Source organism: Anaeromassilibacillus sp. An200 (assembly GCF_002160025.1).
GTDB lineage: Bacteria > Bacillota > Clostridia > Oscillospirales > Acutalibacteraceae > Caccousia > Caccousia stercoris.
Window position 1 is genome coordinate 97,427 of record NZ_NFJU01000007.1, and the last position, 15,068, is coordinate 112,494.

General features: G+C 52.7%; 14 protein-coding genes. 3 read left to right on the forward strand and 11 right to left on the reverse strand.

Features of this window, described 5'->3' with window-relative positions; genetic code table 11:
- Positions 1-33 precede the first annotated feature (33 nt).
- The 9 genes from B5F35_RS05355 to B5F35_RS05395 all read right to left on the reverse strand — a co-directional run bounded on the left by B5F35_RS05355 (position 34) and on the right by B5F35_RS05395 (position 9,398).
- A complete protein-coding gene (locus B5F35_RS05355; RefSeq protein ID WP_087238800.1) occupies positions 34-894 on the reverse strand; it encodes a carbohydrate ABC transporter permease in 861 nt (286 codons plus the stop codon).
- A complete protein-coding gene (locus B5F35_RS05360; RefSeq protein ID WP_087238802.1) occupies positions 891-1,811 on the reverse strand; it encodes a carbohydrate ABC transporter permease in 921 nt (306 codons plus the stop codon). Before B5F35_RS05360 ends, B5F35_RS05355 begins: the two co-directional genes overlap by 4 nt.
- 78 nt (positions 1,812-1,889) lie before the next feature.
- On the reverse strand, positions 1,890-3,314 hold the full coding sequence (locus tag B5F35_RS05365) for an ABC transporter substrate-binding protein (RefSeq protein ID WP_087238804.1): 1,425 nt from the start codon (positions 3,312-3,314) through the stop codon (positions 1,890-1,892).
- Between the two features lie 72 nt (positions 3,315-3,386).
- Positions 3,387-4,658, reverse strand: a complete 1,272-nt coding sequence (locus B5F35_RS05370; RefSeq protein WP_087238805.1) for a hypothetical protein — start codon at positions 4,656-4,658, stop codon at positions 3,387-3,389.
- A 161-nt stretch (positions 4,659-4,819) separates the two neighbouring features.
- Complete coding sequence (locus B5F35_RS05375) at positions 4,820-5,959, reverse strand: glycerate kinase family protein (RefSeq protein WP_087238807.1); 1,140 nt, start codon at positions 5,957-5,959, stop codon at positions 4,820-4,822.
- Positions 5,960-6,218: 259 nt separating this feature from the next.
- Entirely contained in the window at positions 6,219-6,659 is a 441-nt protein-coding gene (locus tag B5F35_RS05380) for a divergent PAP2 family protein (protein WP_330396264.1), read from the reverse strand.
- Positions 6,646-7,401 (reverse strand): TVP38/TMEM64 family protein, encoded by a 756-nt coding sequence (locus B5F35_RS05385; RefSeq protein WP_087238811.1) that lies wholly within the window; start codon positions 7,399-7,401, stop codon positions 6,646-6,648. The genes B5F35_RS05380 and B5F35_RS05385 overlap by 14 nt, the downstream gene beginning before the upstream one ends.
- 108 nt (positions 7,402-7,509) lie before the next feature.
- A complete protein-coding gene (locus B5F35_RS05390) occupies positions 7,510-8,736 on the reverse strand; it encodes a HAMP domain-containing sensor histidine kinase (RefSeq protein WP_087238812.1) in 1,227 nt (408 codons plus the stop codon).
- A complete protein-coding gene (locus B5F35_RS05395; protein ID WP_087238814.1) occupies positions 8,724-9,398 on the reverse strand; it encodes a response regulator transcription factor in 675 nt (224 codons plus the stop codon). The genes B5F35_RS05390 and B5F35_RS05395 overlap by 13 nt, the downstream gene beginning before the upstream one ends.
- A gap of 187 nt (positions 9,399-9,585) precedes the next feature.
- Between B5F35_RS05395 and B5F35_RS05400 the strand changes: the two genes are divergently transcribed.
- Both B5F35_RS05400 and B5F35_RS05405 read left to right on the forward strand, forming a co-directional pair.
- Positions 9,586-10,980: an MATE family efflux transporter gene (locus tag B5F35_RS05400; RefSeq protein WP_087238816.1), complete on the forward strand. Its 1,395-nt coding sequence runs from the start codon at positions 9,586-9,588 to the stop codon at positions 10,978-10,980.
- A gap of 285 nt (positions 10,981-11,265) precedes the next feature.
- The gene (locus B5F35_RS05405) at positions 11,266-11,685 is read left to right on the forward strand and encodes a DUF4854 domain-containing protein (protein WP_087238819.1); all 420 of its coding nucleotides are present in this window, start codon (positions 11,266-11,268) and stop codon (positions 11,683-11,685) included.
- A gap of 90 nt (positions 11,686-11,775) precedes the next feature.
- Here B5F35_RS05405 and B5F35_RS05410 read toward each other — a convergent pair whose 3' ends face one another.
- Together B5F35_RS05410 and B5F35_RS05415 are read right to left on the reverse strand one after the other, a co-directional pair.
- On the reverse strand, positions 11,776-12,744 hold the full coding sequence (locus B5F35_RS05410; RefSeq protein WP_087238821.1) for a Gfo/Idh/MocA family protein: 969 nt from the start codon (positions 12,742-12,744) through the stop codon (positions 11,776-11,778).
- Positions 12,745-12,777: 33 nt separating this feature from the next.
- Complete coding sequence (locus tag B5F35_RS05415) at positions 12,778-13,581, reverse strand: AraC family transcriptional regulator (RefSeq protein ID WP_162611338.1); 804 nt, start codon at positions 13,579-13,581, stop codon at positions 12,778-12,780.
- A 123-nt stretch (positions 13,582-13,704) separates the two neighbouring features.
- On the opposite strand from B5F35_RS05415, the gene B5F35_RS05420 reads away from it, so the two are divergent.
- A complete protein-coding gene (locus B5F35_RS05420) occupies positions 13,705-15,021 on the forward strand; it encodes an alpha-L-fucosidase (protein ID WP_087238824.1) in 1,317 nt (438 codons plus the stop codon).
- Positions 15,022-15,068: the final 47 nt, after the last annotated feature.

The following is a 15,068-nucleotide window of genomic DNA, read 5'->3' on the forward strand; positions in this document are numbered from 1 at the left end:
ATTTTTTCAATTCCGAACTTCATAGAGAATCTGTTATTGCTTGAGCCCGCTGGCCGCGATGCTCTGCACAATATATTTCTGCATGAAGCAGAAGATAATCCCCAGAGGCAGGACGCTCAGAACAGAAAGCGCCGTCTGGATTCCCGCATGGACCTGACCGTTGGCGCCCGTATTATAGCGCACAAGACCGAGCTGGATAGTGCTCAAATCCACATCAGTCAAAACAATCATCGGCCAGAGCAGATCGTTCCACACATTCACCACATCCAGCACCACAAGCGTCGCTACTACAGGCCCCATAAGAGGCAGAAAAATCTGCGCGTAAATCCTGAATTTGCTCGCCCCGTCAATCACTCCGGCTTCATAGAGATCGCTCGGCAGATTGTCACAGAACTGCTTGATAAAGAAAATAAACATGGCGTTCGTCATCACGCCCGGCAGGATCACGCCGAAAAAGTTGTTGCTCAGTCCGATATCCTTGATAATATTGTAGATGGGCATCAGCTTGATTTCAAACGGCACCATCATATTGGAAAGGATAAACAGAAGCACAAACCTGCGCCCGGGGAAACGGCCCTTGGAAATGCAGAAGCCCGACAGTGTCGCCACCACCACATCCAGCAGGACGCAGAGGATCACCAGGATGAAGGTGTTGAGCAGATAGGACAGGATCGGCACGTTTTTGAGTGCCATTTCGTAGTTGAAAAGACTGGGCTCCTGCGGCAGAAGCCGCGGCGGAAACGGCAGGGAATAGGAATCAAAGTGGTCGAGACTGGTCATCACCAGCCAGAAAAACGGCAGCACCACACAGATGGCGAAAAGCGTCAAAACGGCGTAGTACAGGATGTGAAAGCCGTGAAATTTGATGTGCTGCGACTTTGCCTTTTTCTTCATTTCAACGACCTCCTTCTGCGTCTGGGCAGCCTGGTTTCCGTGTTGTCGCTTCCGGTCAGCTTGAAGTTGAGAAGTGTAATCAGAAGAATGATGATGAACAGAACCACCGACGCGGACGAAGCTTTGCCCAAATCCTTATAATTGAGGGTGGAAAAGGAATTGCGGTAAACGTACAGCATGATGGTATTCAGCGAGCCGGCGGGGTTTCCCGTTTCCCCGCTGATGGCGTACACATCCGTAAACCGCTTGAGCGCCGCGATCGCGGAGGTGATGATCACAAAGGTGAAAGAACTCTTCATGCTGGGGATCGTAATGTAAAGCCACTGCTTCCACTCGTTGGCGCCATCAATTTTGGCCGCTTCATACAGCTCCCGCTGCACTGCCTGAAGGCCCGCGAAAAACAGAATGATATTGTAGCCCATGCCCTTCCAGACCACCATAACAATCAGAGATTCTCTTGAGGTAGCGGGATCGTTGAGGAAATTGAAGGGCCCCAGTCCGATCTTTTCCAAAAGGAAATTCAGCACGCCCTCTTCCCCAGGCATCATCAGATACTTGAACAGCGTTGCCACCGTGATCATGGACATAATCATCGGAAGCAGAAACACTACCTTGTAAACGTTCTTTGCAACCGGCACACTGTTCAGCATGGTGGCGATCACAAACGCAATCGGCACATTAAAGCATACGCCCAGCACGGCCATATACAATGTATTGACAACCGATTGACGGAAGGTATCGTCTTCCCAAAGGATTTGATAATTGACCAGACCGATAAACATGCCTTTCATATTCTCAAAGCTGTCCATCACAGTCTGAATTAGAGGATACACATTAAACACCAGGGTTCCCACCAGCGGGATCAGCAAAAGGAGATACCAGCTGACATATTCCCTGAGCTTGTTTCGTTTGATCATGGCATTCCCTCTCTTTCCAAACAACGGGGAAGGAGCGCCGCCAAAGCGGCAGCGCTCCCTCTTCCGCCGAAGAAGGCATCACTGGCCAAGCTGTGCTTTCGTGTTATTCACCCACGTCTCAACGCCTTCATAGAACTTTGTTCTGGCTTCCTCGGGGGTGATCTCCTTGGAAACGACCAGATTGTTGACCTCCTGCAGAGGCGTTCTCCAGGTCCAGTAATCATCCGTGATAAACACACTGCTCATCTGCTTTTCATGACGGACCTTGTTGTACTCATAGTCGTACATGCTCATGCCTTCGGTGTCGCGCAGAGCGGAAATCTTATCGGAGGCATAGTTGGTCAGATAGAAGTCGACAATCTCCTTGTTGGTCACAACGCTCTTTACCACTTTCCAGGCGGTATCCGGATCGTTGGCTCCCTTGTTGATCGCAAGACGGAAAAACTCCGGGAAGCCCTGCTGGCCATTTTCTCCCGTCGGGATCGTGATGGGGATAAAGCGTTCCGTAACGTCTGTCTTTTCCGCGTAGATGTATTTCATTACAGAGGAGCTGACGGTATTGGTATCAAAGTTAATGGCAATATCATTGTCCTCCGTATAGAACTTTTCCGCTCCGGTGGAGGTTGCGATGCCTTCCGGCGAGTTCGCGACAATGGTTTCCATTCCCTTGAAATAGTTGAGAACCTCATCGGAATCCTTGATATAGTTGACATACTCGTCCATATCCAGCTCATTGAGCATCATGGTATCGCTGCTGTACGGTTTGACCGCATCATAGGAAATAGCATACCATTCCATCCACATGCTGGTGGCATACGCGCCATAGTTGGTTTTTCCCGTTTTGGGGTTGGTACCGGTCATCTGTGCCGCCTTGGCAATCAGATCGTCCATGGTGTCATCGGGCTGCGGTTCCTCCACACCCCAATCCTCAAAGAGCTGCTTGTCATACACAATACTGTTGCAGGCCATGGTAAGCGGCAGGCCGTATACCTTTCCCGTTGCCTCCGGATAGTTGAAGGACTTATAGGTGGTATAATGCACGGCGGGTTCCAGGAACCACTCGCTGAGATTATCAAAGTTTACGTCGGGATCCTTTTCCAGATACGGTGTCAAATCCATATACCAATCCGGAACCGCCACTTGGTTGGTAAAAAATGCGACATCCATCTCATTGGCTGTGGACATTGCTTCAATCTTCTGGATCCAGCCGTCCCACGGAATACTGATCAGATTGATATCCACATCCGGAATCTTTTCCTCCAGGAACTTTTCAAAATCCCCCAGGCCCAGAGAAGTCAGGCCGGAAATAGGATCCGTTGTGGACTGCTCGCTGATGCCGGGAACCACCATGCGCACCACAGGTTTCGCCCCGGAGCCGCCGTCCGCTGTGCCGCCGCCGGACGTTCCGCCCTCTGCTTCACCGGAATTGGAACATCCCACCGTCATGGGAACCAACATTGCCGCCGCCAACAGGATAGCCAGAATTCTCTTCGTCTTTTTCACTTTTCATTCTCCTTTCCTATTATCAGGGAAACCGCCGTACATCGCACCGGCTTCCCTCTCCCCCTGTTCTTTTCAGCTTTCCTCTGTCCAGACTGTCTTTTCCACGATCTCACCGCTGAACAGAAACACCTTCGCCGTCCACACCTCTCCGGGCTGTATCGTTTCCGGGAAAGGCTGCTGCAGCCAGTTGCTCCCCACGGAGTTGAGCATAAACGGATCCTCATAGGCCCGTCCCACAAACTCCTGATTCCGGTAAAATTCCACATACTCGATTTGTTCGGGATACAGGGAAGCCAGACGGATCCACCGCTTCCCCTGATCCGTCATATGCGGCTCAAGCCCTTGCAGGTAGAACCTGTCTTCCTGCTCCATCGGCTTTGTGGGAATTCCAAGAAGCTCCGCGAGCCGCCGGGCAAAAAACTCGTCCTCTCCCTTTGTGATTTCCCAGCGGGCGGGCGGTTCCTGCTTTGTCATGTTGTTGTAATAGCCCCAGGAAACCCCTTCACGGAACGCAATGGGAAGGCGGCTGATTGCCTGGGAATCTTCATTGATCACAACCGGACGTTTGGGACGGACCGCTTTCGCTTTTTGAATCAGGTTATACAATCTCTGCGGACTTTGATCGTTTCCGTGAATTAGTATGACGTCGGATGTATTTGCCACCTCAAAACTAAAGTATCCTCCCGTTCCGCTGCACCCTACCGGTAATCCTCCGGATTCCCTGCGGGCGATTTCCAGCAGCGTCACCATTCCTTCCTCCGTATAAAGAATAGGATGCCTGCGGAAATCCGGGATGTCATGCTCATTGGCCACCTCAAGAATTACATTGGTAAACTCCTGATCCCTGAGCCAGTTTGCAGCCGTCTTGACCGCCTGCATCACAGCCTTGTCATCCCGCAGAAAGCGCGTCTGTGCGCCATAAAACAAACTGACAATCACGACCATTCCCTCGTCATCCGCTGCCCGAATCAGCTTTTCCATGCGGGAAAGATAACGGGGATCGAGAGAGCTTCCATCTGCTGCATAGGGATTGTTTTCAATCGTGTTATTGTCCACTGTGAAGCAGGGGCCGCCGCCCTGGAAACCAACGGTGATGGCACGCAGGCCATGTGCGTACCACTGAGGAAGGGCAGCAATCAGATCGTCTGTGTTCTGCTCCGGAGAAAAATGCTTTCCAAATCTCTGAAAGCGTTCCGGTTCTGCCTTGTCGTCAAACACTCCCTGAATCATCCGGGCATTCATCAATAAACCATGGCAGGACGGATCCGCATGGGGCAATTCGCTGTAGACAAGGGAACCGTTGATCCGAAACCGATCCCCGTCTATTGACAATTTTGTTTTCATAGCCTCCCCCTATTCATCATACGTAGTACGTATTACGTTTCTTTATTTACATTATATAGTTTAATTTCTTAAAATCAATAGCATTTTACCTGAAAAGATCGTTTTTGTAAATAAATTCAATTTTCAAGCAGCTTTTATGTACAAATTACATATAGATGTTTTTAATTTTTTGCGCACACCTTCTCCATAAAATGCAATACATTCTGCACCGTGAAAAACAAATCCCGCTTGGCAGTCTTGCGTGCTTCGGTATACGGAACAGCCAGACGATTGATGGTAAAAATCCCGGCTACTCCCTCCTCATAGGCCTGCTCCGCCCCTTCCGCGATATCACCGACCACAGCCGCAACAGGAACACCGAGGGACGCCGCTTTCTTCGCCACTCCCATGACCACTTTACCGCGCAGACTTTGCCCATCGATACGCCCTTCTCCCGTGAGGATCAAATCCGCGCCGCGCGCCCGCTCTTCAAACCGGGCAATCGTCAGCACCGTTTCAATGCCCTTTTGAAGAGAAGCATGAAGGAATGCCGCTGTTCCCGCTCCCATTCCACCGGCTGCGCCTCCGCCTGGCAGCGAAAGGACATCCTTTCCCAAATCCCGTCGGATAACCTCTGCCAGATGCAGAAGTCCTTCATCCAGCAAACGGACCATGGCAGGATCGGCGCCCTTCTGCGGGCCAAAAACAGCAGACGCCCCCTGCGGGCCGCAAAGCGGATTGTCAATGTCGCACATAGCGCATACCTCCACCTCACGCAGGCGCGGATGCATTTGGGAAACATCAATGTGTGCAATCCGGGCAAGTGTCTCTCCGACCGGAACAAAGGTATTCCCTGCTTCATCAAGAAAACGGGCGCCCAGCGCGGCGGCTGCTCCGCATCCTCCGTCGTTCGTCGCGCTTCCGCCAAGGCCGATCACCACGCGCGTCACTTCCGGATGCTCCAGCGCACAGGCAATCAGCTGCCCCACTCCGTATGTGGTGGTACGCTCCGCATGGCGGTTTTCTCCCACCAGAGGAAGTCCGGCGGCAGCAGCCATTTCCACCACAGCCGTACTGCCGCACAAGCCGTAAAAGGCTTCCATCTCTTCCCCATACGGCCCCTGCACCCTGGCAAACTCCTTGCTTCCTCCGACTGCCCCCAGAAAAGCGTCGACACTTCCCTCTCCGCCGTCTGCCACAGGAATCTCCTCTGTCTGCACCTGCGGCCAGAGCGCACGGGCTGCACAGCGCATCTGCTCACAAATTTCCAGAGATGTCATGGTCCCTTTAAAGGAATCCGGGACAAACACAAGCTTTTTCATTCTTCTTCTCCTCCCCATTGTGACAAAAAAGAATTCAATTTATCCACTTTCCCCAAAATACATCCTATGTCAGTATTCTTCGTTAGTATAGCACACTTTCTTTCCACTTAGCAACCCCTGTTTTGTCATCCGTTCAATCTCCCTTCCATTTGTTTGCAATAGAAAAACGGCTTGGCTCCCCTCGTCCAGGAGTCAAACCGTTTTTAGAAAATATGCTTTCGTTTTACCGGAAACCTAACTCCGGTCCAAACCGCAGTTCTCAGGCTCCGGAAGGGACCAAAGAGCAGACAATCCAGGCGATCACAATGCCCAGCACCGCACCGCTCATCACCTCTGTGGGACGGTGACCGAGCTTTTCCGGCAGGTTGTCGCTGTCATCATCGCCAAGCTGCTTTTTGATTTCATTGATTTCCCTGGCATGCTGCCCCGCCGCCTGGCGCACACCCATCGCGTCATACATCACGACAGTCGCCAGAACCAGCGACAGCGCAAAGACAGAGGAGGTAAAGCCCTCCCGGATTGCCGCCGCGGCCGCAAGACCGCAGACGGTGGCAGAGTGGGAGCTGGGCATGCCTCCCGTCTCCCAAAACCGCTTCAGGCACAACTCACCCGCGCGGATAGAATCAATGATTGTTTTGAAGAATTGGGCAAAAAACCAGGAAAGGATTGCGGAAGAAAGCAGGGGGTTACTGGTCAACAACTGAAGAATCGGTGTCGCCCTCTTTCATTTGCTTTTTTTGGGTGTGTTGCTTATAAATCAGCGCCCCGATGGCACTGATAACAGCCGTGACAAGGAACACTACGACGGCCATGCCGTAATTCTCCGTTCCCAGCGCATTGCCCCCCAGCGTGGAAGAAACCACGGAGGGGATACGGGCCAGCGAGGTCAGCAGCAGAAAGGTCCGCAGCCGGATCGGGGTCAAGCCCGCAAAATAGGTCAGAATATCCTTCGGAGTACCGGGGATCAAAAACGCAAGGAAGATGACGAGGTTCAGCCGCTCCGCGTTTTGAAGGAATTGCAGCGACTGCAGCTTCTCCCTTGAGATGAACGCTTCCACCATCCGGATCCCCAGCTTTTTGGTAAACAGAAACACCAGCGAGGAACCAATCGCCGTTCCCACCAGGCACAAGATGGTTCCTTCCACCGCTCCAAAGGCATATCCCGCCCCTATCTCCATCGGTTCACCGGGAATCACCGCGACAATCACCTGCAAAATGACCATTCCTATAAAGATCAAACGGCCGAACATGGAGTGGCTGTCCACCCAGCTGCGAAACTCATCCGGATCTCCCAGCATTTCGAGCAGAGGGCCTCCAATCCACACGGTGACGGCGGCAAAGAACAGAAGCAGAATCAGCAGGGAAAGCAGGCTTACCATTTTTCTCCGCCTGCGGTACCGGCGTTCCTCCTGCGGCAGCGTTTCTTTTTGATTTTCACTCATAGTTGGACATACTCCTTACGACGGATCCGCAGTCCGCGGCTTCATCGCTCTCATTATAATATAAATTGTGATAAAACGGAAGAGGAATCCCACGTTTCCTGAAATTTTTCACCTTTCCGGAATGGGAAAGGAAACCGAAACCCGCAGGGAAAAGCGCGCGGTAACTCTGGCGCCGCCGTGCGGGCTATTTTCCAGCGAAAGCCATCCTCCATGACGGCCGCACAGCGTCTGGCAGATATTCAGTCCCAGGCCAAAATGCGCGCTGTTTTCATGGCTCTTATCTTTATAAAAAGCCTTTGTCGCCTGTGTCAGCTCCTCCGGGGTAAAGCCGCGTCCGTCATCCTCCACAATCAGATAAACAAACCGCGCGTCACCCCGCAGCGTGAGATCCACCCGGCTCTTTGCATAGCCGAGCGCATTGGAGACGAGGTTGTCCGAAACACGCAGCAGCAAAGCGGGATCAATCCGCACAATGCCGCTGTAAAGCTCCGGATGCAGATGCACGGCAATCCCCTGCGTTTCTCCCAGCAAAGTGATCTCTTCAAACAGGGCGTTTGTCAGCTCCTGTGTACTGACCGGCCGCGGCTGCGGGGAAATATCATCGAGCCTCTGCGCCTCATTCATCGTATCCACATAGTGTTCCAGGCGGTTGATATGGCTGGACATGGTGGCCAAAGTGGACAGCAGCTTTTCCTCCCGAACCTTCCCCTGCGGCACATAAGCAGCCAGGAAATCCACATATCCCCGCAGCACCGTCAGCGGGGTGCGCAAATCATGGGCAAAGGCCGCGTTCAAACGCTTGCGCTCCTCAATCATCCGCCACAGCTCCCGGTTATTTTGTTCAAACTGGGCGCGTGTGCGTTCAAAGGTACGGCAAAGCTCCCCCATTTCATCGCGGCTTTGGTAGGAGAGGGTAAAGCTGAGATCGTTATTTGCCATGCGCGCGGCAGCGTCGCGAAGCAGACGAAGCGGTTCCTTCAGCTTTACATTGTAAAACACAATCACTTCAAGGAAAATACCCAGAAGAGCCAGGAAATAAGTCGCAAACAGCCGGATGGAATCGGCAATCTGGAGCCTGCGGTACAGATTTTCCGGAAGCTGGGAAAGGGTCATTCCGTTCTCGGAAAGATAAGCGTATACGGAAAAAATGAAATGTTCGATGATCTGGAGCACGCACACCAGACTGGCAATATAAAACACCACAGCAAGCACTGTGAGCGCAAACAGGCAGATGCAGATCGGCGTATTTTTCAGCCAGACATACAGCCTGCGCGGAGCACTGGTCAAAGCGCGCAGCGTGCGCGAACACACGCTCCTGACCGTTAATTTTTCCATTTGTAGCCCACGCCCCAAACCGTTTCAATATGGTTCTGGCAGCCTGCCGCGGCCAGCTTGGCACGGATCCGCCGGATGTGCTCGGCCACCACACTGCTGTCGCCCTGTCCGTCAAACCCCCACACCCGCTCATAGATCCGCTCCTTGTCAAAGACCTGTCCCGCGTTGGTGGAGAGAAATTCCACAATGTCAAACTCCTTGCGCGCCAGGGGGAGCGCTTCTCCCCGGCACGTCACACACCGCTGTCCGTAGTCGACAGCCAATTCTCCGGAAAACCGCGCGCTTGTTTTCCTCCGTGAACGCTCCTCCCTGCGCAGGTGGGCCGCGACGCGCGCTCCCAGCACGTCCAGGCTGAAAGGCTTGACAATATAATCATCCCCGCCCGCGCCAAAGCCACGGATACGATCCGAATCCTCCACCCGCGCTGTCAGAAACAGAATCGGGCAGCTCACATGGCTGCGGATGCGGGTGCAGATGGAAAAGCCATCAATATCGGGCAGATTCACATCCAGCAGGATAATATCCGGCCCCCGCTCCGCCTGCCGGAGCGTTTCCGCGCCGCTGTACGCTGTGAGCACCTCATAGCCATTGATTTCAAAATAATCCTGCAAAAGCCGCACGATGTCCTGCTCATCGTCCGCTATCAAGATGGTTTCAGGCACAGTATCACCTCATTTTTTTCAGAATAACAGAAATCCTTCAAGGTTTCATCAACGAAATGGAAATATTTTTTCCCATCCCCGAAAAAAGCCATGTTTTTTGTCGTTATATTCTATATAAGAATATTGATACCGATCGAATCCGATAGAATAGAAAAGATACTGAATTGAAACGAATGGAGGGTGCTGGATGGATGAAATCAAGCAGCAAATGGTAAAGGAAAACAAGATGGGGACTCGCCCCATGCTTCCGCTGATTATTTCCATGGCTCTGCCCACTATGTTTTCCATGCTGGTGCAGGCGCTGTATAATGTGGTGGACAGCTATTTCGTGGCTCAGGTCAGCGAGGATTCCCTAACCGCCGTTTCCCTGGTATTCCCCATACAGACACTTTTGATCGCCTTCGCGGTGGGAACGGGCGTCGGCATCAACTCTTTGGTGGCGCGCCGCCTGGGAGAAAAACGGCAGGATGAAGCGGACAACGCCGCCACACATGGCCTTCTGCTCGGCATATGCAACTGGATTTTGTTTGCCCTCATCGGCCTGTTCGGCTCCCAGCCCTTCTTTGCGGCTTTCACCTCCGACGCGGCGCTGATCAAAATGGGCGTGGACTACATGAGCATTGTGTGCATCTTCTCCTTCGGCGTCTTTGTGGAAATCAACATTGAAAAGATGCTGCAAGCTACAGGCAATATGATTTACCCGATGATTTTCCAGCTGATCGGCGCTGTTGTCAACATCATTCTGGATCCTGTGTTCATCTTCGGATATCTGGGCATACCTGCCATGGGAGTGGCCGGCGCGGCGATTGCGACTGTCATCGGCCAGATTCTCAGCATGATCACCGCCCTGATCGTCCTGTTCACGCAGGAGCATGACGTGAAGGTGCAGCTGCGCGGCTTCCGTTTCCACTGGCAGACTGTGAAAAACATTTATGTGGTCGGCGCGCCTTCCATCGTGATGCAGGCCATTGGCTCCGTCATGACCATAGGCATGAACGCCATCCTGATTACATTTGGAAACACCGCCGTTGCCTTCTTCGGCGTATATTTCAAGCTGCAATCTTTTGTGTTCATGCCGGTGTTTGGCCTGACGCAGGGCGTCATGCCCATCATGGGATACAACTTCGGCGCCCGCAATAAGCATCGCCTGCTCTCCGCCCTGCGTATCTGCTGTATCATCGCAATCGTGATCATGGCGGTCGGGCTGGTGGTGTTCCAGCTGATCCCTGCCCAGCTGCTTTCGATTTTCAACGCTTCCTCCAATATGCTGGCCATCGGCGTACCGGCTCTGCGCACCATCAGCCTGTGCTTTATCCCCGCCGCGCTCGGCATTGCTTTCTCCACGCTTTTCCAGGCTGTGGGCAGCGGCATTTCCAGCCTGATTGTCTCGCTTCTCCGCCAGCTGATCCTGCTGCTTCCCTGCGCCTATTTCCTCTCGCAGATCAGCCTCGACGCCGTGTGGTATGCGTTCCCGCTAGCTGAGGTCTTTTCCTTGATCGCCAGCATGCTCATGGCATACCGCATTTACCAGCTCCAAATCCGCAATATGCCGGACAACCCTTCCGTGCCGCAGCAAGGCTGACCTTCTGAAAATCCCAAAAAACGGCCCGCAGCTGGCCTGCCTGCGGATATTATACTACACTGTACGCCCGCCTGTGTAGCGCAAAGAGAACAGAATGGAAAGGCGACTCCACAAATTGCACAGATAACAAATTGAAAATGCCTTAAAAATTGAGTTGCCAAAATTGTGCAGACGTTGTATAATAGCCATTGTTCATTTGTTCGATTCCAATTTGGGAATCTGTACAAGGGTGTCTGGCCATGTGGAGGCCTTCACCATAAATTCAAACCACAGAGGAGAATGAAAATGAAAAAGAGAATCGTATCCCTGATGGCCGTTGTGTGCCTGCTGTTCACCGTTGTTCTCAGCGGCTGCGGCGGTAAACCCTCCCTGGAGGACTACTTCAACTCCGAGACTATGCAGAGCGCGATCAGCACCATGACTCAGCAGTATGAAGAGCAGGGCATGGGTGTGGAAGTCTATGCTGAGGGCGACGAAATGCACTACAAGTTCACCCTCAAAGATCTGGAAACCACCGACGAGGACCGTGCAACCTACACCGAGCAGCTCCAGGCCGGCCTGGACGCCAATGCCGCCACCTTTGAGAGCATTGCCAACGAGGCGAAGGGCGCTGTTTCCAACAGCAACGTGGTTGTGGTTGTTACCTATGTGGATGGCGCCGGAAATGAGCTGCTTTCCCAGTCCTACTCCTCCACCGCGGAATAAAACACAGAAACATAACAAACGCACAAAAAGGCTTTCCCAACAGGGTGAATCCCCGTTGGGAAAGCCTTTTTTGACAGCAGTGATTCCTTTTTAAAGAGCGGACTTCGTTTCGTTAATCCGATCAAAAAGCTTCGCACAGGCCATGGTGTCCACCCACGGTACGACAGCGCTCTCCGTGCGCCCCTCGCGGATACATGTCACAGCATCCTCGATTTCATAGGTAAACCCATTTTGGGTTTCCTTGTCATAATAGTGCTCCACCAGGCTGCCGTCCGAATCATACAGGCAGCATTCCGAAGCGTAATGAGGGAACGGAAGAACAATCTTCCCTTTTTCTCCATACAGGACCATACTGTTTTCCACATTTGCCGCAAAGGTGGCGGACAGGCTGGCGAGCGTGTGTTCAAAATCAATCGAAATTTGATTGCTGAGATCCACGCCTGTCTCTCCCCAGACTGCCGATACCGCCATATTCCGAATCTTTTGATTCAGTAGGAAGGTGGTGATCTCATAGGCATATACGGTGATATCCTTGGCCGCTCCTCCGCCCAAATCCGGGCTCTGATAGCGGTTTTTCGGATCTGGCGGCGCCAGGAATCCGATGCTGAACTGGGAAATCACCGGAACGCCGATCCTTCCCTCCTCTATCCATTCCTTCACCTTGCGGACCGCGGGCAGATAACGGCTCCATAAAGCTTCCATAACAAAGATTTTCTTCTTTGCGGCAGCTTCATAGACCTCCTCCGCTTCCCGGCTGTTCTGGAACATCGCCTTCTCGCACAAAACCGGCACATCATGTGCGATGCACAGCAGTGAGAGACGGGCATGATCGTTCGGCGTTACCGCGATATAAACACAATCCGGTTTTTCCTGCTCAAGCATGGCGGTGTAATCATCATAATAACGGTCAATATGGTTTTTTCCGGCAAAGGTTTTGGCCCGTTCGAGACTTTTACTCGCCACGGCACACACTTCACAGCCGTCCAAAAGCTGCACGGCTTCACGGAATCTCACCGCTATATTGCCTGCTCCCATAATAGCAAAACGAAATTTTTCCATGTTTTCCTCCTTTGGTTAACGCAATGGTATCTGTTAAAACGGATACCGTTTTCTGTACTGCTGCGGGGATAGCCCGTAACGCGCCCGGAATCTCCGGGAAAAATAGAACTGATCGCAAAACCCAAACCGTTCGCTGATCTGCGCAATGGACAGCTTGGTCTGCTTGAGCTGTCTTTCCGCCGCCAGAAAAATTTCTTCATCCACATATCTGCCGACGGTCATCCCCAATTCCGCGCGAAACGCTTTCTCAAGCGTACTCTCGGAGACATGGGCATGTTCAGCCAGCTGCTTGACCGTCAGCTGAACGGAAAGATTTTTCCGGATATATGCCACCGCGTCCAAAATGCAGCGCGCATAATCGGTGCGGTTCAAATGAACCTCGTGGCGCTCCAGCATCGACAGGATGGTTCCATACAGCTCCTGACGCAGGCGCAAAGCATCGTCCGGCTGTTTGCTCGCGGCCAGCTCAATCATGCGCTGGATGCGCTCTGTTCCCGGCGTATCCACCATCATTTCCGAACATCCGCGAAACAAATCCAACCCCGTGTCATCGATCAGCTGAATATGAAAATAGAGCTGCTCCATCTGGGTGCGGCAGGCATGGTCAAAGGAGAAGCCGGCGGGAAGGAAATAACAGCACCCCGCCTTCATCTCAACGGTACGGCCTTCCGCCGTGGTAAAATAAGGGTCTCCCCCGCAAATATAATACAGCCGGGAATAAGAAGGAGAAACCACATTTCCCACCCACTCCCGCGCGCTGCGCGCATGGCCGCAGTCGAGAATTCTCAAATGCAGTCCGTTCAGGCCGCAAAGGCTCTGGCACGGATGAATGATCATCGCAAAACCTCCATATTTTTCACTGTTTCTTCCCTTGAAAAAATCCATCTTCCCCAGTATCATTACGGTAAAAGGGGGAGCGAAACGCTTTCGTCCCCAACCGCAAGGGAGAGGAGACGTCTTATGTCCAGCTATGTTACAAAAAGCACCCCGGGCGACACCGCGTGGTTTCGCCATGACCGTTTCGGCATGTTCATCCATTGGGGCCTGTATTCCATGCCGGCGCGTCACGAATGGGTGAAAACCAATGAGAAAATCCCGGAAGAGAAATACGATCAATACTTCCGGTATTTTGATCCCGATCTCTACGATCCTAAAGAATGGGCAAGGCAGGCAAAAGCCGCCGGAATGAAGTATGCCGTGATGACCACCAAGCATCACGAGGGCTTCTGCATGTTCGATTCCCAGTATACCGACTACAAATGCACCAACACGCCCGCGGGCAGGGATCTGATCCGCGAATATGTGGACGCTTTCCGCGCCGAGGGGCTGCACATCGGCTTTTACTATTCTCTGATCGACTGGCATCATCCGGATTTCCCCATCGACCATCTCCACCCGCGCCGCGACGATCCCGACGCCTATGAGCAGTCCAAAGGACAGGATATGCACCGGTATGCCGAATATATGCGCAACCAGGTCACCGAGCTGCTCACCAACTATGGCAAAATCGACATTCTCTGGTTCGATTTTTCCTATGACAAACAGCCCAACTTCCCCGACTGGATGAGCGGCAAGGGAAAAGATGAGTGGGAATCCGAGGAGCTGATCGCCGTCGCAAGAAAGCTTCAGCCTGGAATCATCATCGACAACCGGGCGCAAATTGAGCAGGATCTCTGGACGCCGGAGCAGTATCAGCTGCTGGAATGGCCGCGCCATAAGGAAACCGGCGAACTGGTCACCTGGGAAGCCTGCCAGACCTTCTCCGGCTCCTGGGGCTACTACCGGGATGAAATGACGTGGAAATCCCCCAAAATGCTGATCCAGATGCTGATCAACACCGTCTCCATCGGCGGAAACCTTCTGATGAACGTTGGCCCCACCTCGCGCGGTTACTTCGACAGCCGTGCCGAAGCGGCGCTTCAGGTCTACGCCGACTGGATGAAATACAACAGCCGTTCCATCTATGGCTGCACCATGGCAGAGCCGGAATATCTCGCCCTCTGCCCGAACGGCTGCAAACTTACCCAGAGCGAGGACGGAAAACGGCTGTATATCCACTTGTTCGAGTATCCCTATCAGTACCTGGAACTGAACGGGTTTGCAGGAAAGGTGGATTACATGCAATTCCTGCACGACGGCAGCGAGCTGTTGTTTGAAGAAAGGCAGATCTCCCATTTCAGCGAGGGCTGCACACAGCGCGACGATCTTCTTGCCGTCAAGCTTCCTGTCGTGGAGCCGAATGTGCTCGTTCCTGTTATCGAAGTATTCCTCAAATAATGTAGGTTCTGTGTTTAAGCAGATCATCGGGCGGACGCTTTTCGCAA